General features: G+C 61.8%; 23 protein-coding genes. 15 read left to right on the forward strand and 8 right to left on the reverse strand.

Features of this window, described 5'->3' with window-relative positions; translation table 11 throughout:
• Positions 1–128: 128 nt before the first annotated feature.
• Entirely contained in the window at positions 129–1223 is a 1095-nt protein-coding gene (apbC, locus tag E5221_RS22460) for an iron-sulfur cluster carrier protein ApbC (protein ID WP_247846482.1), read from the reverse strand.
• 158 nt (positions 1224–1381) lie between these two features.
• Between apbC and metG the strand changes: the two genes are divergently transcribed.
• The 7 genes from metG to E5221_RS22495 all read left to right on the forward strand — a co-directional run bounded on the left by metG (position 1382) and on the right by E5221_RS22495 (position 7146).
• Entirely contained in the window at positions 1382–3421 is a 2040-nt protein-coding gene (gene metG, locus E5221_RS22465) for a methionine--tRNA ligase (RefSeq protein WP_015271555.1), read from the forward strand.
• 165 nt (positions 3422–3586) lie between these two features.
• Positions 3587–4135 carry an Rnf-Nqr domain containing protein gene (locus E5221_RS22470; protein ID WP_039614751.1) on the forward strand — a complete coding sequence of 183 codons (549 nt, stop codon included), beginning with the start codon at positions 3587–3589 and terminating at the stop codon, positions 4133–4135.
• Entirely contained in the window at positions 4132–5106 is a 975-nt protein-coding gene (locus E5221_RS22475) for an RnfABCDGE type electron transport complex subunit D (RefSeq protein ID WP_247846483.1), read from the forward strand. Before E5221_RS22470 ends, E5221_RS22475 begins: the two co-directional genes overlap by 4 nt.
• Entirely contained in the window at positions 5103–5705 is a 603-nt protein-coding gene (locus E5221_RS22480) for an RnfABCDGE type electron transport complex subunit G (protein ID WP_123084184.1), read from the forward strand. The genes E5221_RS22475 and E5221_RS22480 overlap by 4 nt, the downstream gene beginning before the upstream one ends.
• The gene (locus E5221_RS22485; RefSeq protein ID WP_247846485.1) at positions 5698–6222 is read left to right on the forward strand and encodes an NADH:quinone oxidoreductase; all 525 of its coding nucleotides are present in this window, start codon (positions 5698–5700) and stop codon (positions 6220–6222) included. Before E5221_RS22480 ends, E5221_RS22485 begins: the two co-directional genes overlap by 8 nt.
• 4 nt (positions 6223–6226) lie before the next feature.
• On the forward strand, positions 6227–6865 hold the full coding sequence (nth, locus tag E5221_RS22490; protein ID WP_013973953.1) for an endonuclease III: 639 nt from the start codon (positions 6227–6229) through the stop codon (positions 6863–6865).
• A gap of 104 nt (positions 6866–6969) precedes the next feature.
• On the forward strand, positions 6970–7146 hold the full coding sequence (locus tag E5221_RS22495; RefSeq protein ID WP_003258006.1) for a hypothetical protein: 177 nt from the start codon (positions 6970–6972) through the stop codon (positions 7144–7146).
• Positions 7147–7189: 43 nt separating this feature from the next.
• On the opposite strand, the gene E5221_RS22500 is transcribed toward E5221_RS22495, so the two are convergent.
• A complete protein-coding gene (locus E5221_RS22500; RefSeq protein WP_015271559.1) occupies positions 7190–7810 on the reverse strand; it encodes a response regulator transcription factor in 621 nt (206 codons plus the stop codon).
• Between the two features lie 362 nt (positions 7811–8172).
• On the opposite strand from E5221_RS22500, the gene E5221_RS22505 reads away from it, so the two are divergent.
• Positions 8173–8655, forward strand: coding sequence for a hypothetical protein (locus E5221_RS22505; protein WP_003258008.1), 483 nt, complete (start codon positions 8173–8175; stop codon positions 8653–8655).
• Between the two features lie 58 nt (positions 8656–8713).
• On the opposite strand, the gene E5221_RS22510 is transcribed toward E5221_RS22505, so the two are convergent.
• Together E5221_RS22510 and E5221_RS22515 are read right to left on the reverse strand one after the other, a co-directional pair.
• Positions 8714–9931, reverse strand: coding sequence for an argininosuccinate synthase (locus E5221_RS22510; protein ID WP_013973956.1), 1218 nt, complete (start codon positions 9929–9931; stop codon positions 8714–8716).
• 156 nt (positions 9932–10087) lie between these two features.
• Positions 10088–11005, reverse strand: a complete 918-nt coding sequence (locus E5221_RS22515) for an OmpA family protein (protein WP_061550353.1) — start codon at positions 11003–11005, stop codon at positions 10088–10090.
• 130 nt (positions 11006–11135) lie between these two features.
• Here E5221_RS22515 and pyrC point away from each other — a divergent pair, with 130 nt between their 5' ends.
• Together pyrC and rnt are read left to right on the forward strand one after the other, a co-directional pair.
• Positions 11136–12182 carry a dihydroorotase gene (pyrC, locus tag E5221_RS22520; protein WP_061550354.1) on the forward strand — a complete coding sequence of 349 codons (1047 nt, stop codon included), beginning with the start codon at positions 11136–11138 and terminating at the stop codon, positions 12180–12182.
• Positions 12179–12853, forward strand: coding sequence for a ribonuclease T (gene rnt, locus E5221_RS22525; RefSeq protein WP_003258010.1), 675 nt, complete (start codon positions 12179–12181; stop codon positions 12851–12853). The genes pyrC and rnt overlap by 4 nt, the downstream gene beginning before the upstream one ends.
• A 158-nt stretch (positions 12854–13011) precedes the next feature.
• Here rnt and E5221_RS22530 read toward each other — a convergent pair whose 3' ends face one another.
• Positions 13012–13614, reverse strand: a complete 603-nt coding sequence (locus E5221_RS22530; RefSeq protein ID WP_003254945.1) for a peroxiredoxin — start codon at positions 13612–13614, stop codon at positions 13012–13014.
• Positions 13615–13838: 224 nt separating this feature from the next.
• On the opposite strand from E5221_RS22530, the gene E5221_RS22535 reads away from it, so the two are divergent.
• Together E5221_RS22535 and bfr are read left to right on the forward strand one after the other, a co-directional pair.
• The gene (locus tag E5221_RS22535) at positions 13839–14057 is read left to right on the forward strand and encodes a bacterioferritin-associated ferredoxin (RefSeq protein ID WP_003254947.1); all 219 of its coding nucleotides are present in this window, start codon (positions 13839–13841) and stop codon (positions 14055–14057) included.
• A 201-nt stretch (positions 14058–14258) separates the two neighbouring features.
• Positions 14259–14732, forward strand: a complete 474-nt coding sequence (bfr, locus tag E5221_RS22540) for a bacterioferritin (RefSeq protein WP_003258014.1) — start codon at positions 14259–14261, stop codon at positions 14730–14732.
• A 57-nt stretch (positions 14733–14789) separates the two neighbouring features.
• Here bfr and grxD read toward each other — a convergent pair whose 3' ends face one another.
• Together grxD and E5221_RS22550 are read right to left on the reverse strand one after the other, a co-directional pair.
• Complete coding sequence (gene grxD / locus E5221_RS22545) at positions 14790–15125, reverse strand: Grx4 family monothiol glutaredoxin (RefSeq protein WP_003254949.1); 336 nt, start codon at positions 15123–15125, stop codon at positions 14790–14792.
• 91 nt (positions 15126–15216) lie between these two features.
• Entirely contained in the window at positions 15217–17325 is a 2109-nt protein-coding gene (locus tag E5221_RS22550; RefSeq protein WP_182329046.1) for a molybdopterin oxidoreductase family protein, read from the reverse strand.
• Between the two features lie 397 nt (positions 17326–17722).
• On the opposite strand from E5221_RS22550, the gene argF reads away from it, so the two are divergent.
• A complete protein-coding gene (gene argF, locus E5221_RS22555) occupies positions 17723–18643 on the forward strand; it encodes an ornithine carbamoyltransferase (protein WP_013973960.1) in 921 nt (306 codons plus the stop codon).
• Positions 18640–19749 carry an ABC transporter ATP-binding protein gene (locus tag E5221_RS22560; RefSeq protein ID WP_023661843.1) on the forward strand — a complete coding sequence of 370 codons (1110 nt, stop codon included), beginning with the start codon at positions 18640–18642 and terminating at the stop codon, positions 19747–19749. The genes argF and E5221_RS22560 overlap by 4 nt, the downstream gene beginning before the upstream one ends.
• Positions 19750–19870: 121 nt before the next feature.
• On the opposite strand, the gene ybaK is transcribed toward E5221_RS22560, so the two are convergent.
• Positions 19871–20341: a Cys-tRNA(Pro) deacylase gene (gene ybaK, locus E5221_RS22565; RefSeq protein ID WP_013973962.1), complete on the reverse strand. Its 471-nt coding sequence runs from the start codon at positions 20339–20341 to the stop codon at positions 19871–19873.
• Positions 20342–20643: 302 nt separating this feature from the next.
• Here ybaK and E5221_RS22570 point away from each other — a divergent pair, with 302 nt between their 5' ends.
• Positions 20644–21495, forward strand: a complete 852-nt coding sequence (locus E5221_RS22570) for an MIP/aquaporin family protein (protein ID WP_247846487.1) — start codon at positions 20644–20646, stop codon at positions 21493–21495.
• Positions 21496–21527 lie beyond the last annotated feature (32 nt).

The following is a 21527-nucleotide window of genomic DNA, read 5'->3' on the forward strand; positions in this document are numbered from 1 at the left end:
CTGACCGAAAGACCGAGTCTGCCTCTTCGCGGGTAAACCCGCTCCCACAGGGACAGCGCGGTACTTGAAGTCTGCGCTGTACCTGTGGGAGCGGGTTTACCCGCGAAGCAGGCGACTCGGTCTGCCAGTCAATCTTCGCTGATGGTAATGCTAGGCATCGCCGGCGCAGCAGCTTCCTGCAGCACGATCCGCGCGCCCACCTGACGGGCCAGCTCCTGATAGACCATCGCAATCTGGCTTTCCGGCTCGGCGATCGCCGTCGGCTTGCCACTATCGGCCTGCTCGCGAATCAGCATCGACAGCGGCAACGACGCCAACAGGTCGACGCCATACTGGCTCGCCAGCTTCTCGCCACCGCCTTCGCCGAACAGGTGCTCGGCATGACCGCAGTTCGAGCAGATGTGCACGGCCATGTTCTCCACCACGCCCAGCACCGGGATGTTGACCTTGCGGAACATCTCCACGCCCTTCTTGGCATCCAGCAGGGCCAGGTCCTGCGGGGTGGTGACGATCACCGAACCGGCAACCGGTACCTTCTGCGCCAGGGTCAGCTGGATGTCACCGGTGCCCGGCGGCATGTCGATCACCAGGTAATCCAGGTCGTCCCAGGCAGTCTGGGTCACCAGCTGCAGCAGCGCGCCGGAAACCATAGGGCCACGCCATACCATCGGCGTGTTGTCGTCGGTAAGGAACGCCATGGACATGACTTCCACGCCATGGGCCTTGATCGGCACGAACCACTTCTGCTCGCGAATCTGCGGGCGGGTGCCTTCGGCGATGCCGAACATCACGCCCTGGCTGGGGCCATAGATATCGGCATCGAGAATACCCACCCGCGCGCCCTCGCGAGCCAGCGCCAGGGCCAGGTTGGCCGCGGTGGTCGACTTGCCCACACCGCCCTTGCCCGAGGCCACGGCGATGATGTTCTTGACGTTGGCCATTGCCGGCACCTGAGCCTGGGCCTTGTGCGCAGCCACCACGCAGTCGATCGACACCTGGGCACTGCTGACGCCCTCCAGGTTGCCGATGGCGGTCTGCAGCACCTGGGCCCAGCCGTTCTTGAACAGCCCTGCGGCATAACCCAGTTGCAATTGCACGCTGACCTGGCCGCCCTGGATATCGATTGCGCGCGCACAGCCGGCGCTGATCGGGTCCTGGTTCAGGTAGGGGTCGGTGTACTGGCGAAGCACGCCTTCGACGGCGGCACGGGTGACGGCACTCATGGAGACTCCCAATGGCAAACTGAATGTAAAACAGACGCCTATCCTAACCCGTCAATCGTCAGCAGATGCGCATGCGGGGTGAAATATCTTCGCCAGCCCTTTATAGTGGCCGATCAACCTCATTTTTACCCCGTCGCCAGATAAGTAGCCGAGCCACCATGTCCGAGCCACGTCAGATTCTCGTCACCAGCGCCTTGCCCTATGCCAACGGATCGATCCACCTTGGCCATATGCTCGAGTACATCCAGACAGACATGTGGGTCCGCTTCCAGAAGCTGCGCGGCAACCAGTGCATCTACGTCTGCGCCGACGACGCCCACGGTTCGGCCATCATGCTGCGCGCCGAGAAGGAAGGCATCACCCCGGAACAGCTGATCGCCAACGTCCAGGCCGAACACAGCAGCGACTTCGCCGACTTCCTGGTGGACTTCGACAACTTCCACTCCACCCACAGCGAAGAAAACCGCGAGCTGTCGGGCCTGATCTACGCGCGCCTGCGAGACGCCGGGCACATCGCCACCCGTTCGGTAACCCAGTATTTCGACCCGGAAAAGGGGATGTTCCTCGCCGACCGCTTCATCAAGGGCACCTGCCCCAAGTGCGCGGCCGAAGACCAGTACGGCGACAACTGCGAGAAATGCGGCGCCACCTACGCGCCCACCGAGCTGAAGAACCCCAAGTCGGCCATCTCTGGTGCCACCCCGGTATTGCGTGATTCCCAGCACTTCTTCTTCAAGCTGCCGGACTTCCAGGCCATGCTGCAACAGTGGACCCGTAGCGGCACGCTGCAGGACGCGGTAGCCAACAAGCTGGCCGAATGGCTGGACTCGGGCCTGCAGGAGTGGGACATCTCGCGCGACGCGCCGTACTTCGGCTTCGAGATCCCAGGCGAGCCAGGCAAGTACTTCTACGTGTGGCTGGATGCACCGATCGGCTACATGGCCAGCTTCAAGAACCTTTGTGCACGCCGCCCGGAGCTGGACTTCGACGCGTTCTGGAACGAAGGCTCCAAGGCCGAGCTGTACCACTTCATCGGCAAGGACATCGTCAACTTCCACGCCCTGTTCTGGCCAGCCATGCTCGAAGGCGCGGGCTTCCGCAAGCCGAGCGCGGTCAACGTGCACGGCTACCTGACCGTGAACGGCGCCAAGATGTCCAAGTCGCGCGGCACCTTCATCAAGGCCCGCACCTACCTCGACCACCTGCAGCCGGAATACCTGCGCTACTACTACGCCGCCAAGCTGGGCCGTGGCGTCGATGACCTGGACCTGAACCTCGAAGACTTCGTGCAGAAGGTCAACTCCGACCTGGTTGGCAAGGTGGTCAACATCGCCAGCCGCTGCGCCGGTTTCATCCACAAGGGCAATGAAGGCGTGATGGTGGCTGGCGATGCTGCACCGGAGCTGACCGAAGCCTTCCTGGCGGCCGCCCCGTCGATCGCCGACGCCTATGAAGGCCGCGACTTCGGCCGTGCCATGCGCGAAATCATGGCGCTGGCCGATCGCGCCAACGCCTGGATCGCTGACAAGGCCCCATGGTCGCTGGCCAAACAGGAAGGCAAGCAGGATGAAGTTCAGGCCATCTGCGCCCAAGGCATCAACCTGTTCCGTCAGCTGGTGATCTTCCTCAAGCCGGTGCTGCCGGTACTGGCTGCCGACGCCGAGGCCTTCCTCAACGTGGCACCACTGACCTGGAACGACCACCTGTCGCGCCTGGAAAACCACCAATTGAACCCGTTCAAGGCGCTGATGAGCCGCATCGAACCGGCCAAGGTCGAAGCCATGGTCGCCGCCAGCAAGGAAGACCTGCTGGCCGCCGAAGCCAAGGCCCCGGCCGGCAATGGCGAGCTGGCCAAGGACCCACTGTCGGCGGAAATCGAGTTCGACACCTTCGCTGCCGTCGACCTGCGCGTGGCGCTGATCGTCAAGGCCGAGGCCGTACCGGGCGCGGACAAGCTGCTGCAACTGACCCTGGACATCGGTGACGAGCGCCGCAACGTGTTTTCCGGCATCAAGTCGGCGTACCCCGACCCGTCCCAGCTGGAAGGCCGGCTGACCATGATGGTGGCCAACCTCAAGCCACGGAAGATGCGCTTTGGGGTGTCCGAAGGGATGGTCATGGCGGCCGGGCCTGGCGGTGAAGAGATCTACCTGCTGAGCCCGGACAGCGGTGCCAAGCCAGGCCAGCGCATCAAGTAACAAAACCTGCTGGACCTTGTGGGAGCGGGCGTGCCCGCGAAACTGACTACTCGGTGCATGGCACCGGCGTTTCCGGTGTTCGCGGGCACGCCCGCTCTCACAATGACTCCGGCACCTTGATGCCAAACCCGGACAATCGCCCCGATTCCCGGCTATCGTCATCTCATGAGCGACTACATCCTGGTCCTGATCAGCGCTGCGCTGGTCAATCACCTGTGCCTGCAACAACAGCCATTCCCAAGGCTGCACCTCCACGTGCACGGCCTCGCCTGCGCACTGTGCATTGCCTTGGGCGTGATCGGCGCACAACTACTGGTGCGCGGGGTGCTTGCCCCACTGCAAGCCCAGGACCTTGCCCTGTTCCTGTTGTTGCCCTGGCTGGCCGTGCTTGCCTGGGGCCTACCATGGCTACTGACAAGATGGCGCCCGAGCTGGCCGGTGACGCAACTGCCCGCGCTGCTGTTGAGCAACGCGGTAGTACTGGGCTTGACCCTGCAACAGGCAAGCGACGAAAGCACATGGCTCGCTACCTTGCTGCAAGGCCTGCTGGCCGGCGGCGGCTTCTGGCTGGCGTTGGTGCTGTTCGCCGACCTGCGCCAGCGCAGCGCTCATGCCGACGTCCCCGGGGCAATGCGCGGCCTGCCCATCGAACTGCTTGGGGCCGGAGTAATGGCCATGGCGTTTTCCGGCTTCAACGGGCTGTTCGCCCAATGACCGCCAAGCCCGACCCGCGGCTACGCACCAGCATGGGCCTGGTGTTGCTGGCCTGCGTACCTGGCCTGCTGGCGCTGTTCTGGCTGCATGGCTGGAGTTTGCTACTGAACCTGTTGCTGTGCGCAAGCACCGCGCTGCTGTGCGAGGCGCTGTTGCTTACCTTGCGAGCACAACCGCTGCGCACGGCGCTGAACGACGGCAGCGCGCTGGTGACCGCCGTGCTGCTGGCCGCCGCCCTGCCCACCTTGGCACCCTGGTGGTTGCCGGTGGTCGCTACCAGCGTTGCCATCGGCATCGGCAAGCAGGCCTTTGGCGGGGTTGGGCGCAACCTGTTCAACCCGGCCATGGTCGGCTACGCCTTCGTGCTGCTGAGCTTCCCGTTGCAGATGAGCCATTGGCCGGGGCCGGCACCAGGCCTGCTCGACAGCCTGCAGCTGGTGTTCGCCGGCGGCGAGCAGATCGATGCCTGGGCCAGGCCGACGCTGCTCGACGGCCTGCGCCACAACCGCAGCCTGACCATCGATGAACTGTTCGCCGGTCACCCGGGCTTCGGCAGCATCGGTGGACGGGGCAGCGAATGGGTCAACCTGGCGTTCCTGCTGGGCGGCCTGTTTCTGCTGCAACGCAAGGTTATTAGTTGGCATGTGCCGGTCGGTCTGCTGGCTGGGTTGTTCCTGTTCAGCCTGCTGGGCTGGAATGGCTCGGGCTCGGACTCCAACGGCTCCCCCCTGGTGCACCTGTTCTCCGGCTCGACCATGATGGCGGCGTTCTTCATTGCCACCGAACCGGTGTCCGGGCCCCGGCAGGAGTGGGCGAAGCTGGGTTTCGGCCTGGGGGCGGGCCTGCTGATCTATCTGATCCGCACCTGGGGTAGCTACCCGGACGGTACAGCGTTCGCCGTCCTGCTCATGAACCTCATGGCGCCGAGCCTCGAACGCCTGGCTCTGCAGCGCCAGCAGGTTGCCCGATGAAGCGCCTGGTACGTGATGTGGGTTTGTTGCTCCTGACCGGAGCACTGGCGCTGTCGACCACTTTGGCCTGGCGGCACTGGACCAGCGCAGCCATCGCCGACGCCGAGAAGCAACTGAATAGCCGCCAGCGGCTGGCGGTGTTGCCAGAAGGCAGTTACGACAACCAACCTTTGGACAGCCCGTTGCCCAGGCCCGCCGCACAGCGGCCAAACAGCCGCATCCTGGCAGCTTACCGGGCAACGCTGGCGGGTAAACCGGCCGCCGTCATACTGGTCACAAAGGCCCAGGGCTATGCCGGGCCTATCGTGCTGAGCGTGGCCATCGCAGCGGACGGCCGACTGATCGGCAGCCAGGTGGTCGAGCAACAGGAAAGCCCTGGGTTGGGTGCACGCCTGGGTGATGCGCAGCTGAACTGGCTGGGGCAATTTGCCAACCGTCAGCTGGGCGATCACTGGGCGCTGAAGCGCGACCAGGGCGACTTTGATCAGTTGGCCGGCGCAACCGTGACCTCACGTGCAGTGATCGTCGCGCTACAGGAAGCGCTGAGCTACTTCGATGAGCAGCGCAGCGTATTGCTGGAGGGCGCCACGCATGAATAGGCTCTACCTGCTCGGCGCAAGCCTGGTGCCTCTGCTGGGCGCCACCCGAACACTGAGCGACGGCGCCACCATAGGCGTGTGCGCAGTGCTGCTGAGCAGCCTTCACCAGCTATCAATGGCCCCCCTGCGCCGACGGTCTGTCACCTGGACCTATGTACTGGCCAGCCTGCTGGTTCTGGCGGCCCTGGCCAGTTGTTTGCAACTGGCACTGCGTGCCTGGCTGCTGCCACTGGCACTCTCCCTCGGCCACTATCCCGCACTGCTGTGCCTGCAATGCCTGGCCATTGACTACCTGCTGCCCGATCAAGGGCGCTGGCGCCTGCTCGCCGGCCACCTTTGCGCGCTGCTTGCCACATGCCTGCTGCTTGGTGCCAGCCGCCAATGGCTGGCCGACGGTATCGGCCTGCACCTGGCCAGCCTGGCCCCGGGCGCCTTGCTACTGCTCGGACTGCTGTTGGCCTTGTACAATTGCCTGCGTCCGGGCCCTGCCCAATCACGTCATCAAGGAAAGCTCTGATTTCATGAATGCCGCCAAACGCCTGGAGATCTTTCGCAGGCTGCACGAAGACAACCCCGACCCGAAGACCGAACTGGCGTACACCACCCCGTTCGAGTTGCTTGTCGCCGTGACACTGTCTGCGCAATCCACCGATGTCGGCGTCAACAAGGCCACCGCACGCCTGTTCCCGGTCGCCAACACCCCCGAGGCCATCTATGCGCTGGGCGTCGAAGGCCTGAGTGAGTACATCAAGACCATTGGCTTGTACAACAGCAAGGCGAAGAACGTTATCGAAGCCTGCCGGCTGCTGATCGAACGCCATGACAGCCAGGTCCCGCAGACTCGCGAAGCCCTGGAGGCGCTACCCGGCGTTGGCCGCAAGACCGCCAACGTAGTGCTCAACACAGCGTTCCGCCAGCCAACCATGGCGGTGGATACCCATATCTTCCGGGTCAGCAACCGTACGGGCATTGCGCCAGGCAAGACGGTGCTGGAAGTGGAGAAAAAGCTGATCAAGTTCGTACCAAAGGATTACCTGCTCGACGCCCACCACTGGCTGATCCTGCACGGGCGCTATGTGTGCCAGGCACGCAAGCCACGCTGCGGCAGTTGCCGGATTGAAGACTTGTGCGAGTACAAGCACAAGACCTCCGACGATTGAGTCGATAGCTCGAAACCACACACTGCGATTGAAAAAATCTTTTTTACCAGCGTCTGCTTTCTGGTTATAAGGACGGCCAATGGCCCCTTGGCTTGGAGCGACTCATGAGTAGCGATAAAGACGACCTGTCGATCGAAGATGATTTTGTTGCCGCAGATGACGAAGCGGAACCCCAGGTGGAAACCGCAAAGACCAACCTGAGCAAGCGCCGCACCATCGACAATATGCTGGAGGAAAGGCGCCTGCAGAAGCAGTTGGCCGACTTCGACTACGACCTGTAACCCTGGCAAAGCCTCCTGGCTGGAGGCTTTACGGCCTTGGCGATCAGCTCAACCCTTGCCGTTGCGCCAGCTCGATCAAGTCGACCAGCGACCGTGCATTGAGCTTGAGCAACAGGCGCGACTTGTAGGTACTGACCGTCTTGTTGCTGAGGAACATGCTGTCGGCAATTTCCTTGTTGGAACGCCCTCGCGCCAGCTGCTGCAACACGGTCATCTCCCGTGCCGAGAGGCGGTTGACCATGTCCGTCTCGCTCCCCCCCCTTCCACGTGATACATGCAGGGCCTGGTTGGGGAAGTAGCTGTAGCCCGACAGTACGGCCTTGATGGCGCTCAGCAGTTCGGTGAGTTCCTGCTGCTTGCACACATACCCCGCCGCCCCCGCCTGCATGCAGCGCATCGAGAAGTTGCCGGGGGCCTGCGATGTCAGCACCAGCACCTTGCTGCCCGGACTGAAAGCCGTCATGCGGGTGATTACTTCCAGGCCATCCAGCTTGGGGATACCGATATCGAGCACCACGATATCCGGCAGGTGTTGCCGTGTCAGTTGCAGCGCAGCCACTCCGTTGTCGGTTTCCGCCACGACGTCATACCCATGCCGCTCCATCAGCATGCGTACGGCCAGGCGTATGACCGGATGATCATCCACGATAAGCACTTTATTCATGCGATATCCATTCATTGCTTTTGCTTTGGCCCGCCAAGATAACCTACAGAGCGCCTGCTGGCGCGGTGATTTACCGGCGAAATATATGAACAGATGGAACCTACAACACTTACAGAAATTTCCTACACTCAACTGATGTACTTGTAACAATCAAATTCCCTGTTACCGAATGAACGGTATCACCGGCCTGTAAAAGTGCACCAGTTGAAAACCGGCCGATACCTCGGGAAATGTTCAATTCAAATGCCTGAACAGGCAACATCACCAGGATTTCGAGCGATTATTCTCACGGGAAACAATCCAGTCTTTAGTTGAGCAGCGCGGTAAGGCAAAGATATGCAAAATCGCTGGAGACGACCCATATGCACCAAGTACAACCTGTCGCCCCGCTGACGATCATTGCCATCTTCGCAGGGATTATCGAAGCCTCCGCTCTTGCCACATTGCCGTTTCTCAGCGAGTCCAGTCAAAAGCTCTATACTTGGTTCCTGGTGGGCTTCCCATTCTTCCTGACGGCACTGTTCTTCCTCACGCTCAACTTCAATTACAAGTCGTTCTACGACCCGTCGCCAAACAGGACGCCAAACGACAACACATCGACACCGAGTGATGTGGCCAAGCATGCAATGCCCGGTAGTACCGGCGAAGCGCTGCAGGGCGAGCCTGTCACGTTCATGTTTTCCGGCCCCGATGCCTATCGCATGATGGAGCAGCAATTGCTGTCCGCCCTCGCCCAACCGCCTCAGCAATCTCGCACCTGGCGCTTTTGCAACCTGGACAGACGCCAGTGCGCGCAACTATCGATCAGCGCGCTTGATGAACAGGTGGCAAACGACGGCCATTGATTCCACAGACAAAAAAAACCCCGGCCTGAGCCGGGGTTCTTGCCGCACATGACGGTAATCAGAGCAGCGAGCGGCCCTTGTTGGCAGCAATGCGCATACGCAGGGCGTTGAGCTTGATGAAGCCAGCTGCATCCGCCTGGTTGTAGGCGCCGCCATCTTCCTCGAAGGTAGCGATGTTGGCGTCGAACAGCGAGTCGTCCGACTTGCGGCCGACAACGGTGACGTTGCCCTTGTACAGCTTCAGGCGTACCACGCCGTTCACGTTGACCTGCGAAGCGTCGATCATCTGTTGCAGCATCAGACGCTCCGGGCTCCACCAGTAGCCGGTGTAGATCAGGCTGGCGTACTTCGGCATCAGCTCATCCTTAAGGTGAGCGACTTCGCGGTCCAGGGTGATCGACTCGATGGCACGGTGGGCCTTGAGCATGATGGTGCCACCAGGGGTCTCGTAGCAACCGCGCGACTTCATGCCGACGTAACGGTTCTCGACGATATCCAGACGGCCGATGCCATTGGCACCACCGATACGGTTCAGGTCGGCCAGGACGGTGGCCGGAGTCTTCTCGACACCGTCGATGGCAACGATGTCACCGTTGCGGTAGGTCAGCTCGATGTAGGTAGCCTGATCCGGGGCGTTCTCAGGCGAGACACTCCAGCGCCACATGTCTTCTTCGTGCTCGGTCCAGGTATCTTCCAGGACACCGCCTTCGTAGGAGATGTGCAGCAGGTTGGCGTCCATCGAGTACGGCGACTTCTTCTTGCCGTGGCGCTCGATCGGGATGCCGTGCTTCTCGGCGTAGTCCATCAGCTTCTCGCGGGACAGCAGGTCCCACTCACGCCATGGGGCGATTACCTTGACGCCTGGCTTCAGCGCGTAGGCACCCAGTTCGAAACGCACCTGGTCGTTGCCTTTGCCGGTGGCGCCGTGGGAAATGGCGTCGGCGCCGGTTTCGTTGGCAATTTCGATCAGGCGCTTGGCGATCAGCGGACGGGCGATGGAAGTACCCAGCAGGTACTCGCCCTCGTAGACGGTGTTGGCGCGGAACATCGGGAACACGAAATCACGCACGAATTCTTCGCGCAGGTCGTCGATGTAGATCTCTTTAACGCCCATTGCCTGGGCCTTGGCACGAGCCGGCTCGACCTCTTCGCCCTGCCCCAGGTCAGCGGTGAAGGTCACCACTTCGCAGTTGTAGGTATCCTGCAGCCACTTGAGAATCACCGAAGTATCAAGGCCGCCGGAATACGCCAGTACGACCTTTTTTACGTCCGCCATGCCATCACTCCACGGGGTTGTACGGAAAGGGATCGATTCTAACGACGTTACGGATAAATTTACAGTGGGGCGACAGCTTCTGACGACAAAGCGACAAGAAGTTTCGGAAGGGCGACTTACCGTCGGAAATTATGAAATGCCCTGTGGGAGCAGCCTTCAGGACTTGGCAGGTGTTGGCTCAGGGGCCTTTTCGACAGGCTTCTCAGCCGGCTTCTCGATGACCGCCACCCGATCCAGTTCGATATTCACCCGACGATTACGCGCCCGGTTGGCAGCACTGGTGTTCTTCGCCAATGGGTAACGCTCGCCATGGAAACGCACGGTAATCTGCTCTTCCGGAACGCCGTGGGCCTTGAGGTAGTCGGCTACCGCCAGTGCCCGGCGGCGCGACATGTCGCGATTGGTCAGGCGATTGCCACTGTTGTCGGAGTGGCCGTTGAGCTCTACATGGTTAACGGTAGGGTCAGCCTTGATGTAGTCGAGGATCACATCCAGCCGTGCCTTGGCCGCGCCATCCAGCTCGAAGCCTCCCCCGGGGAAGCCCACCTGGGTCTGACGCACCTGATCGTAGTTCATCGGCAGCAGCTTGCCGGCACAGGCCTGATAGTCGTTGTAGGCCTTGGCGAAGCTGACCGGCAGCACACGCACTTCCATCGGCCTGCCCGCCTCGCCGGCATAATTGCGTACCACCGTGCTGCGCCCATCGAGCAGGCCGTTGATCAGGCGACTGGCCTGGCCCTGGGACGAACTGAACAACACCCCGGTACGGGCCATGCGCACGCTGCCCAGATTGATATCGCTGCGCCCAGGCTGCCACGGCGCAGCAGCTGCCAGCAATGTGGCCGTGCCTGTCCCCAGTACGTTGCTGTCCGAGCGCAACTGGAACACCGGCTGCTCGCCCGCGCGGCGCACGAACTCGCCACTGCCGAAACCATCGATCGGCTGGATCAGCCGGCATTCGAACTGGTCACCCTCGACCTTCCAGGCAATGTTTTCCATGCGCGTCTGGAAGGTCAGCGCACCGGCCGGCAGGCTGGCGAACAGGGTCAACAGGGCTAGGTAACGCTGGCGCACGGGCGGCTCCACAAATTCTGACGGCTTACCTGCAGGCTATCGGACGCCTGGCGGAAAACTTGATAGCCGTGCTCCACCCAGGGTTTTCCGGTAGCATTGGGGCTTGAGTTCGACCCGCCTGGAATCCCCAATGTCCGATCGCCTGACCCTCCTGCGTCCCGACGACTGGCACATCCATCTGCGCGATGGTGCCGTCCTGCCCCACACCGTTGGCGATGTGGCGCGTACTTTCGCCCGTGCCATCATCATGCCCAACCTGGTTCCGCCGGTACGCAATGCCGTAGAGGCCGGCGCCTACCGTGAGCGCATCCTGGCCGCCCGCCCGGCTGGCAGCCGCTTCGAGCCGCTGATGGTGTTGTACCTCACCGACCGCACCAGCCCCGAGGACATCCGCGCGGCCAAGGCCAGCGGTTTCGTGTATGCCGCCAAGCTGTACCCTGCTGGCGCCACCACCAATTCCGACTCGGGCGTGACCAGCATCGACAACATCTTCCCGGCCATCGAGGCGCTGGCGGAAGTTGGTATGCCGCTACTGGTGCATGGCGAAGTGACCCGTAGCGAGATCGACGTGTTCGATCGCGAGAAGCGCTTCATCGACGAGCATATGCGCCGTGTGGTCGAGCGCTTCCCGACACTGAAGGTGGTGTTCGAGCACATCACCACCAGCGATGCCGCGCAGTTCGTCACCGAGGCCCCGGCCAACGTCGGCGCGACCATCACCGCGCAGCACCTGCTGTACAACCGCAACCACATGCTGGTTGGCGGCATTCGCCCGCACTTCTACTGCCTGCCGATCCTCAAGCGCAACACCCATCAGGTGGCGTTGCTGGATGCGGCCACCAGCGGCAACCCGAAGTTCTTCCTGGGTACCGACTCGGCCCCACACGCCCGACACGCCAAGGAAGCCGCCTGCGGTTGCGCCGGCTGCTACACCGCCTACGCAGCCATCGAGATGTACGCCGAAGCGTTCGAGCAGCGTAACGCGCTGGACAAGCTGGAAGGCTTTGCCAGCCTGCACGGCCCGGCGTTCTACGGCCTGCCGGCAAACACCGACACCATTACCTTGGTCCGCGAAGAATGGACCGCCCCGGATAGCCTGCCGTTTGGCGAGCAGACCGTGATCCCGCTGCGCGCCGGCGAAAAACTGCGCTGGCGCCTGCTGGAGGAAAACGCGTGAGCGAAGACCTCTACGAAGACGACCTCGACACCCAAGGCAGCAGCGGCTCGCGCCACCCGATGGCCGAGCGTTTCCGCGGCTATCTGCCGGTAGTGGTAGACGTTGAAACCGGCGGCTTCAACAGCGCTACCGATGCCCTGCTGGAAATTGCCGCAGTCACCATCGGCATGGACGAAAAGGGCTTCCTGTTCCCCGAGCACACCTACTTCCACCGCGTGGAGCCATTCGAGGGCGCCAACATCGAGGCGGCCGCGCTGGAATTCACCGGGATCAAGCTGGACCACCCGCTGCGTATGGCAGTCAGCGAAGAAAGTGCGCTGACCGACATCTTCCGTGGCGTACGCAAAGCGCTCAAGGCCAATGGTTGCAAGCGGGCGATCCTGGTCGGCCACAACAGCAGCTTTGACCTGGGCTTCCTCAATGCGGCGGTGACGCGCAATGACCTGAAGCGCAACCCGTTCCACCCGTTCTCCAGCTTCGACACCGCTACCCTGGCGGGCCTGGCTTATGGCCAGACCGTACTGGCGCGGGCCTGCCAGAGCGCCGACATCGACTTCGACGGGCGTGAGGCGCACTCGGCGCGCTATGACACCGAGAAGACGGCCGAGCTGTTCTGCGGCATCGTCAACCGCTGGAAAGAGATGGGCGGCTGGCGCGATTTCAACGATTGATCTGCAAAAGCGTTCGCGGGCATGCCCGCTCCCACAGGCACTGCAGTGGCCTCAGCCATTGTGCGATTCCTGTGGGAGCGGGCAAGCCTGCGAAGAGGCCGGCAAAGACGGCACAAAAAAACCGGCCACAAGGGCCGGTTTTTTCATGCACGCGGCAATTACAGCTTGCCAGCGTTCTCGCTCAGGTAGGCAGCAACGCCTTCCGGCGAAGCGTTCATGCCTTTGTCGCCTTTTTTCCAGTTGGCAGGGCAGACTTCGCCGTGCTCTTCGTGGAACTGCAGGGCGTCGACCAGGCGCAGCAGCTCGTCCATGTTGCGGCCCAGTGGCAGGTCGTTGACGATCTGCGAACGAACAACACCGTTGGTGTCGATCAGGAAGGCGCCACGGAAGGCTACGCCGCCTTCGGACTCGACGTCGTAGGCCTTGCAGATTTCGTGGGTCATGTCGGCAGCCAGGGTGTACTTGACCTGGCCGATACCGCCGTTGTTGACCGGGGTGTTACGCCAGGCGTTGTGGGTGAAGTGCGAGTCGATCGACACGCCGATCACTTCCACGTTGCGCGCCTGGAAGTCAGGGATGCGGTTGTCCAGGGCGATCAGCTCGGACGGGCAGACGAAGGTGAAGTCCAGCGGGTAGAAGAACACCAGGCCGTACTTGCCCTTGATGGCCGAAGCCAGGTTGAAGCTGTCGACGATCTCGCCATTGCCCAGCACGGCCGGAACGGTGAAATCGGGGGCTTTCTTACCAACGAGTACGCTCATTGTAATCTCCTGATGAGGGTGAAAAACCGTTTGCCGGGCCAGACGGGCTTGCCCGACATCCAACAAAGGCCGTCCATCATACACGGCTTCTGGTGACAGGCCGACTCCAACGACGAAGCAACCGCCGGTCGCTCAAGCACGGCCCTTTCAGAAACTCCTTTGACAAGCATTCTCATTAACATTAAGCTCCACTCCATCGAGCCCACCAACGATGGTCAGCCTTTATGTATGTGTGTCTTTGTGTCGGCGTTACCGACGGACAGATCCGCGATGCGATCTATGAAGGATGCTGCAGCTACAAGGAAGTGCGAGCCGCCACCAACGTCGCCAGCCAGTGCGGCAAATGTGCCTGCGTGGCCAAGCAGGTGGTCCGCGAGACCCTGACCGAGCTCCAGGTCAGCCAGGCAGCCCTGCCCTACCCCGTGGAATTTACCGCAGCCTGAAAACAAAGAATTCGAAGAACCGGACCTTGCGTCCGGTTTTTTTATGCTCGCAATTCAATAAGTTAGCGCTCCAACGCGGTTCACAAACATTCTTATTTACATTAATTTTCACTTATTATTCAAGAACTTAGGTTTGACACACCTAAGTATCGGGCTCAAACTTCAGTGTATTGGCACACTTCTACAGGGCAGGAACCCGACATGAAAGGCGACGTAAGCGTCATCCAGCATCTCAACAAGATCCTCGGAAACGAGCTGGTCGCGATCAACCAGTACTTCCTGCACGCACGCATGTACGAAGATTGGGGCCTGAACAAACTCGGCAAGCACGAGTACAAGGAATCCATCGACGAGATGAAGCACGCTGACAAACTGATCAAGCGTATTCTCTTCCTCGAAGGCATCCCCAACGTCCAGGACCTGGGCAAGCTGCTGATTGGCGAGCACACCAAAGAGATGCTCGAATGCGACCTGAAGATCGAACAGAAAGGCCTGGTCGACCTGAAAGCGGCCATCGCCCATTGCGAAACCGCTGGCGACTTTGGCTCGCGTGACATGCTCGAAGATATCCTCGAATCCGAGGAAGAACACATCGACTGGCTGGAAACCCAGCTGGGGCTGATCGACAAGATTGGTATCGAGAACTACCTGCAGTCGCAGATGGGCGAAGAATAAATATTCGCTCCATGAAAAAACCCGCGATCCGCGGGTTTTTTCATGCTTGTCGGAGAATCAGGCCTCGGAAGCCTTGGCCTTGGCAGCCGCTTCCTTGATCAGGGTCTGCAGCTCACCCTTCTCGAACATTTCCAGCATGATGTCGCTGCCGCCGACCAGTTCACCGGCTACCCACAGCTGCGGGAAGGTCGGCCAGTTGGCGTATTTTGGCAGGTTCGCACGGATTTCCGGGTTCTGCAGGATGTCGACGTAGGCGAACTTCTCGCCACAACCCATCACGGCCTGCGATGCACGCGCAGAGAAGCCACACTGCGGGGCATTCGGCGAGCCTTTCATGTAAAGCAGAATGGTGTTGTTGGCAATCTGCTCTTTGATCGTTTCGATGATATCCATGTAGCACCTCGGCTGAACTTTCCGACGCGGTCGTCGGCACGGTGACGCATTGTAACGGAAAGCCGAGCAGCATGCTCGGCCTTACCGTTCCTTACGCGGCCTCTACCTGCACGGGTACGCCATTGAGGGCGGCGTTGCCGGAAACCTGATCACGCAGGCGCTCATCGGTGAGGTCGTTGGCGCTCACGCCAGGTTGCGCCTGGGCGGTCTGCATGTGCACGCCTTGACGAGAGTGACCGAAGCCATGGGGCAGGCTGACTACACCGGGCATCATGTCATCGCAGGCCTGAACCTCGACTTCAAGATCCCCGGTACGCGAGCGGATACGAACTCGCTGGCCGTCCTGCAACTGACGATGCTGCAGGTCCTGCGGATGCATCAACAACTGATGGCGCGGTTTGCCTTTCACCAGTCGATGAAAGTTGTGCATCCATGAATTGTTGCTGCGTACATGGCGACGGCCGATCAGCAGCAGTTCGCCCGGCACCGGAGGGGCCTGTTGCGCCAGTCGCCCCAAGTCATCCAGCAGCACCTGGGGCGCCGCTTCAACGGCCTTGCTGGCAGTCGTCAGGCGCGCAGCGAGGTTGGCGCGCAATGGCCCCAGGTCGAGGCCATGCGGGTGCTCGTCCAGCGCTGCCAGCGACAGCTGCCAGGGTGTCGCGTCACCATAACGCCCCTTGCGCAGGGCCAGGTCGATCATCTGCGCCGGTGCCAAGGTCGGCTTCAACTCCAGCTCGGCACGTTTGGCGAACGCCTGTGCCAGCCCGACGAAAATCTCCCAGTCATGCAATGCCCCTTCGGGCTTGGCCAGGATCGCCCGGTTGAAGCGGGTCACGTTGCGCACGGCCAGCAAGTTGAATGTGCTGTCGTAATGGTCGTTTTCCAGCGCCGAGGTAGAGGGCAGGATCAGGTCGGCATGGCGGGTGGTTTCGTTGATGTACAGGTCAATGCTGAGCATGAACTCCAACCCGTCCAGCGCCACATCCAGCTGGCGGCCATTGGGCGTTGAGAGCACGGGGTTGCCAGCCACCGTCACCAGCGCACGCACCTGCCCTTCGCCGGGCGTCAGCATTTCCTCGGCCAAGGCCGCCACGGGCAGTTCGCCGCCGTACTCGGGCAAGCCCGACACCCGGCTCTGCCAGGCGTTGAAATGGCCACCCGAGGTGGTCGCCACCAGGTCGACGGCAGGCTCGGTGCACAACGCGCCGCCTTCACGGTCAAGGTTGCCGGTCACCAGGTTGATCAGTTGCACCAGCCAGTGGCAAAGGGTGCCGTAGGCTTGGGTCGAAACCCCCATGCGGCCGTAGCACACCGCCCTGTCGGCCGCGGCAAAGTCCCTTGCCAGCTGGCGAATGTCTGTCGCGGCAATGCCACAGTGCGCGCTCATGGCCTCCGCGCTGAACGGCGCGATCGCTTCGCGCACCTGCTGCAGGCCGACGACCGGCAAGTGCGAGCCGCGCGCCAGGCCTTCAGCGAACAGGGTATTGAGCAAGCCACACAACAAGGCGGCATCCCCTCCGGGGCGTATGAACAGGTGACTGTCGGCCATCGCCGCCGTTTCGCTGCGCCGCGGGTCCACCACCACCAGGCGCCCACCCCGGGCCTGCAGGGCTTTCAGGCGCTTTTCCACATCCGGCACGGTCATGATACTGCCGTTGGAGGCCAGCGGGTTGCCGCCAAGGATCAGCATGAAACCGGTCTGGTCGATGTCCGGGATCGGCAGCAGCAGGCCATGGCCGTACATCAGGTGGCTGACCAGGTGCTGCGGCAACTGGTCCACCGAGGTGGCAGAGAAGCGGTTGCGGGTTTTCAGCAGGCCCAGGAAGTAGTTGCTGTGGGTCATCAGGCCGTAGTTGTGCACGCTCGGGTTGCCTTGGTACACCGCCACGGCATTGCGCCCATGGGCCTGCTGGATCGCCCACAGCCTGTCGGCGGCCAGGGCAAAGGCCTCGTCCCAGCCGATGGCATGCCAGTGCTCGCCCACCCGCCTGTGCGGTTGGCGCAGGCGGTCGGGGTCGTTCTGGATGTCCTGCAGGGCCACGGCCTTGGGGCAGACATGGCCGCGGCTGAACGGGTCCTGGGGGTCGCCCTTGATCGAACTGATCAGCGCCCGCCCGTCGTCGTCATGGCTGACTTCAATGTTCAGCCCACAGATCGCTTCGCACAGGTGACAGGCACGGTGATGCAGGGTCTTGGTCATGGCCGCCTCTGCCTTGTTGTTGTGGAGGATGTGTAGAAGGTTGTCGAACATCGACTATGCGCCCAGCCCCCGCCACCGGCCAGCGCCCTTCGCGGCGTGAATCCACCGACATCAGGCACACGATTTGCGACAGCCATTTGCCAAATTGCCGGCAAGCCGTGTACAACCCTCTGTAGCAAATAAAAAACAGCACTGCCCGTCGGGAAAAGACACCCTTTGCAACACCCTTTGGTACTGGGCAGCTGTTTCCCCTCTTGGCTTCAGGCGACATTTACTTATAGTATTGCGCCTTTCCCTATTTCGTCCGCCCCCGTGCGGCTTACGCCGCAGGTCACTCCCGTTGTCAAAAAAAACCATACGGTCGACCTGCATACCGTTGCAGATAAGGTAGTCAATCATGAGCGCTAGGCACTTTCTCTCCCTGCTGGACTTCACCACCGACGAATTGCTCGGTGTGATCCGCCGCGGCATCGAGCTGAAGGACCTGCGCAAGCGAGGCGTGCTGTTCGAGCCCCTGAAGAACCGCGTGCTGGGCATGATCTTCGAAAAATCCTCGACCCGTACCCGCGTGTCGTTCGAGGCCGGCATGATCCAGCTCGGCGGCCAGGCCATCTTCCTGTCCCCACGCGACACCCAGCTGGGCCGTGGCGAGCCGATCGGCGATAGCGCCATCGTGCTGTCGAGCATGCTCGACGTGGTGATGATCCGTACCCACGCCCACAGCACTCTGACCGAATTTGCCGCCAACTCGCGTGTGCCGGTGATCAACGCGCTGTCCGACGAGTCGCACCCGTGCCAGCTGCTGGCCGACATGCAGACCTTCCTCGAACATCGCGGCTCGATCCAGGGCAAGACCGTGGCCTGGATCGGCGATGGCTTCAACATGTGCAACTCGTACATCGAGGCAGCCAGGCAGTTCGACTTCCAGCTGCGCATTGCCTGCCCGGAAGGCTACGAGCCGGACCCACGCTTCATGGCCATTGGTGGTGACCACGTGCAGATCGTGCGTGACCCGAAGGAAGCCGTGCGCGGCGCCCATCTGGTAACCACGGATGTCTGGACTTCCATGGGCCAGGAGGAGGAAACTGCACGGCGCCTGGCGCATTTCGCGCCTTACCAGGTCACCCGCGAACTGCTCGACCTGGCGGCACCCGACGCCCTGTTCATGCACTGCCTGCCAGCCCACCGTGGTGAGGAAATCAGCCATGACCTGCTCGACGACCCACGTTCGGTCGCCTGGGACCAGGCTGAAAACCGCCTGCATGCACAGAAGGCCCTTCTCGAATTCCTTGTAGAACCGGCTTACCACCACGCATGAGTCAACCCCTACTGCTCAACCTGCGCAACCTCGCCTGCGGCTATGGCGACCAGCGCATCGTTCAGAACCTCAATCTGCACCTGAACGCAGGCGACATCGGTTGCCTGCTGGGTTCATCCGGTTGCGGCAAGACCACCACCCTGCGCGCCATCGCCGGTTTCGAACCCGTGCACGATGGCGAGATCCAGTTGGCTGGCGAAGTCATTTCCCGGGCCGGTTTCACACTGGCCCCGGAAAAACGCCGCATCGGCATGGTGTTCCAGGATTACGCGCTGTTCCCGCACCTGACCGTGGCGCAGAACGTTGCCTTCGGCATCGCCAAGCACCCCCGCCAGGCCGAGGTCATCGAAGAGATGCTCGAGCTGGTCAAGCTGGGCGGTCTGGGCGGGCGCTACCCGCATGAACTGTCCGGCGGCCAGCAGCAACGGGTCGCCCTGGCCCGTGCACTGGCACCGGAGCCGCAACTGCTGCTGCTCGACGAGCCATTTTCCAACCTCGACGTAGAGCTGCGCCGGCGCCTGAGCCATGAGGTTCGCGACATTCTCAAGAGCCGCGGCACCAGCGCCATCCTGGTGACCCATGACCAGGAAGAAGCCTTTGCCGTCAGCGACCAGGTTGGCGTGTTCAAGGAAGGCCGCCTGGAGCAGTGGGACACGCCCTACAACCTTTACCACGAGCCGCAGACGCCGTTCGTGGCCAGCTTCATTGGCCAGGGGTATTTCATCCGTGGGCAGATGATCAGCCACGAGGCGGTCAATACCGAGCTGGGTGAATTACGCGGCAACCGTGCCTACATCATGGCGCCGGGCAGCTCGGTGGATGTGCTGCTGCGCCCTGACGATATCGTCCACGCACCGGGCAGTGCGCTGCAGGCGAACATCGTCGGCAAGAGCTTCCTTGGGGCATCGACCCTGTACCGCCTGCAATTGCCGACCGGCAGCCAGCTCGAAGCGATCTTCCCTAGCCATGACGACCGTCAGGTCGGTGAGGATGTGGGGATTGCGGTCAAGGCCGATCACCTGGTGCTGTTCCCGGTGCCGGGCAGCGTGGCGGCGCAGTTACCGCGGCAGGACAACGGCGTTCGCCGGTACAGCTCGGCGACCTGATTCGAAATTTTGGGGCCGCTCTGCGGCCCATCGCGGCACAAGGCCGCTCCTACAAGGGTACGTATTCCCCCTGTAGGAGCGGCCTTGTGCCGCGATGGGCTGCAAAGCAGCCCCAGAAATCTCAGCCCCGACCAATCCCGGCGAACTTGCCCTGGGTGTGCTCAGCCAGCACCACCGCCGCCAATTCCACCTCCAGCCCACGCCGCCCGGCGCTGACATGGATGGTTGCAAAGTTCTGCGCCGAGTCATCGATGAATGTGCGCAGGCGCTTCTTCTGCCCCAGCGGGCTGATCCCGCCCACCAGGTACCCCGTGGCTCGCTGCGCCGACGCCGGGTCGGCCATCTCGCACTTTTTCACTCCGGCAGCCTGGGCCAGGGCTTTGAGGTCGAGCGTACCCACCACAGGCACCACTGCTACCAGCAACTCACCTTTCTCGCTGCTCGCCAGCAAGGTCTTGAATACCTGCTGCGGGTCGAGACCGAGTTTCTCCGCCGCCTCCAGGCCATATGACGCCGATTTGGGGTCATGTTCGTAACTGTGCACACGATGCTCGGCACGGTGTTTCTTCAACAGGTCTAGGGCGGGGGTCATGCGGGGGCTCCGGTCGGGACAGCTCGGCGGCTACTTTAGGACAATTCCCACACCGCAGCCAGCGCACCGCAATTGCACGGCTCTAGTACGCGGATCCGCACCTGAAATCAGCATCCAGATCGTGACCAACCGTTCACTTTCGACCTTTGACATCAGCGTTTCTTGTCTATATTTTTTCGTTTCTGAATAAAATGGTGCACTTTTAAGGTGCATTTCCAACATCTGCCCGGGTCAACGGGGATAGACTCCGGGCTTTGCTGTCGAGCGCCACGCGCCTCACAACAAAAAAAACGAGGTCATACATGACGACTGCTCTACGCCAACCCACGCTTTCCAGCCAATGCCTGGCCGAGTTCCTGGGCACTGCACTGCTCATCTTTTTCGGTACCGGCTGCGTCGCCGCGCTCAAGGTCGCGGGCGCAAGCTTCGGCCTTTGGGAAATCAGTATCATCTGGGGCGTGGGCGTCAGCATGGCGATCTACCTCACCGCCGGTATTTCCGGCGCGCACCTGAACCCCGCGGTGAGCATCGCCCTCACCCTGTTCGCCGGCTTCGACAAGCGCAAGCTGCCCTTCTACATGCTGGCCCAGGTATGCGGCGCGTTCTGTGGCGCAGCGTTGGTCTACACCCTGTACAGCAACCTGTTCTTCGATTTCGAACAGGCCCACGCCATTTTGCGCGGTAGCGAAGCCAGCCTGGAACTGGCCTCGGTCTTCTCCACCTATCCGCACCCATCGCTGTCCACCGGCCAGGCGTTTCTGGTCGAGGTGATCATCACCGCCATCCTGATGGCCGTGATCATGGCCCTGACCGACGACAACAACGGCCTGCCGCGCGGCGCCATGGCCCCGCTGCTGATCGGCCTGCTGATCGCAGTGATCGGCAGCGCCATGGGCCCGTTGACCGGCTTTGCCATGAACCCGGCCCGCGATTTCGGGCCAAAACTCATGACCTTCCTGGCCGGTTGGGGCGAAATCGCCTTCACTGGCGGTCGGGACATGCCTTATTTCCTGGTTCCGGTGTTCGCACCGATCCTTGGCGCCTGCCTGGGTGCCGCGACCTATCGCGGCCTGATCGCACGCAACCTGCCAATGGCAGCCGCCGTGAACCCTGAGACAAATGACAATCGCCAGGGCGATACTCAAGTCAACTGACGCCGGCATCACGCCCAGCCCTGACCCCCTAT

This window comes from Pseudomonas sp. A2, assembly GCF_023100865.1.
GTDB classification, from domain to species: Bacteria; Pseudomonadota; Gammaproteobacteria; order Pseudomonadales; family Pseudomonadaceae; genus Aquipseudomonas; species Aquipseudomonas asiatica.

Excerpts from the sequence above, each read along its gene's own strand:
- E5221_RS22570 (WP_247846487.1), top strand. The coding sequence starts at position 20,644 with ATGACGACTGCTCTACGCCAACCCACGCTTTCCAGCCAATGCCTGGCC.
- E5221_RS22480 (WP_123084184.1), top strand. The coding sequence starts at position 5,103 with ATGAAGCGCCTGGTACGTGATGTGGGTTTGTTGCTCCTGACCGGAGCA.
- ybaK (WP_013973962.1), bottom strand. The coding sequence starts at position 20,341 with ATGACCCCCGCCCTAGACCTGTTGAAGAAACACCGTGCCGAGCATCGT.
- E5221_RS22550 (WP_182329046.1), bottom strand. The coding sequence starts at position 17,325 with ATGACCAAGACCCTGCATCACCGTGCCTGTCACCTGTGCGAAGCGATC.
- metG (WP_015271555.1), top strand. The coding sequence starts at position 1,382 with ATGTCCGAGCCACGTCAGATTCTCGTCACCAGCGCCTTGCCCTATGCC.
- E5221_RS22470 (WP_039614751.1), top strand. The coding sequence starts at position 3,587 with ATGAGCGACTACATCCTGGTCCTGATCAGCGCTGCGCTGGTCAATCAC.
- E5221_RS22505 (WP_003258008.1), top strand. The coding sequence starts at position 8,173 with ATGCACCAAGTACAACCTGTCGCCCCGCTGACGATCATTGCCATCTTC.
- E5221_RS22560 (WP_023661843.1), top strand. The coding sequence starts at position 18,640 with ATGAGTCAACCCCTACTGCTCAACCTGCGCAACCTCGCCTGCGGCTAT.
- grxD (WP_003254949.1), bottom strand. The coding sequence starts at position 15,125 with ATGGATATCATCGAAACGATCAAAGAGCAGATTGCCAACAACACCATT.
- E5221_RS22495 (WP_003258006.1), top strand. The coding sequence starts at position 6,970 with ATGAGTAGCGATAAAGACGACCTGTCGATCGAAGATGATTTTGTTGCC.
- E5221_RS22535 (WP_003254947.1), top strand. The coding sequence starts at position 13,839 with ATGTATGTGTGTCTTTGTGTCGGCGTTACCGACGGACAGATCCGCGAT.
- E5221_RS22475 (WP_247846483.1), top strand. The coding sequence starts at position 4,132 with ATGACCGCCAAGCCCGACCCGCGGCTACGCACCAGCATGGGCCTGGTG.
- E5221_RS22530 (WP_003254945.1), bottom strand. The coding sequence starts at position 13,614 with ATGAGCGTACTCGTTGGTAAGAAAGCCCCCGATTTCACCGTTCCGGCC.
- E5221_RS22500 (WP_015271559.1), bottom strand. The coding sequence starts at position 7,810 with ATGAATAAAGTGCTTATCGTGGATGATCATCCGGTCATACGCCTGGCC.
- bfr (WP_003258014.1), top strand. The coding sequence starts at position 14,259 with ATGAAAGGCGACGTAAGCGTCATCCAGCATCTCAACAAGATCCTCGGA.
- argF (WP_013973960.1), top strand. The coding sequence starts at position 17,723 with ATGAGCGCTAGGCACTTTCTCTCCCTGCTGGACTTCACCACCGACGAA.
- E5221_RS22485 (WP_247846485.1), top strand. The coding sequence starts at position 5,698 with ATGAATAGGCTCTACCTGCTCGGCGCAAGCCTGGTGCCTCTGCTGGGC.
- E5221_RS22510 (WP_013973956.1), bottom strand. The coding sequence starts at position 9,931 with ATGGCGGACGTAAAAAAGGTCGTACTGGCGTATTCCGGCGGCCTTGAT.
- pyrC (WP_061550354.1), top strand. The coding sequence starts at position 11,136 with ATGTCCGATCGCCTGACCCTCCTGCGTCCCGACGACTGGCACATCCAT.
- apbC (WP_247846482.1), bottom strand. The coding sequence starts at position 1,223 with ATGAGTGCCGTCACCCGTGCCGCCGTCGAAGGCGTGCTTCGCCAGTAC.
- nth (WP_013973953.1), top strand. The coding sequence starts at position 6,227 with ATGAATGCCGCCAAACGCCTGGAGATCTTTCGCAGGCTGCACGAAGAC.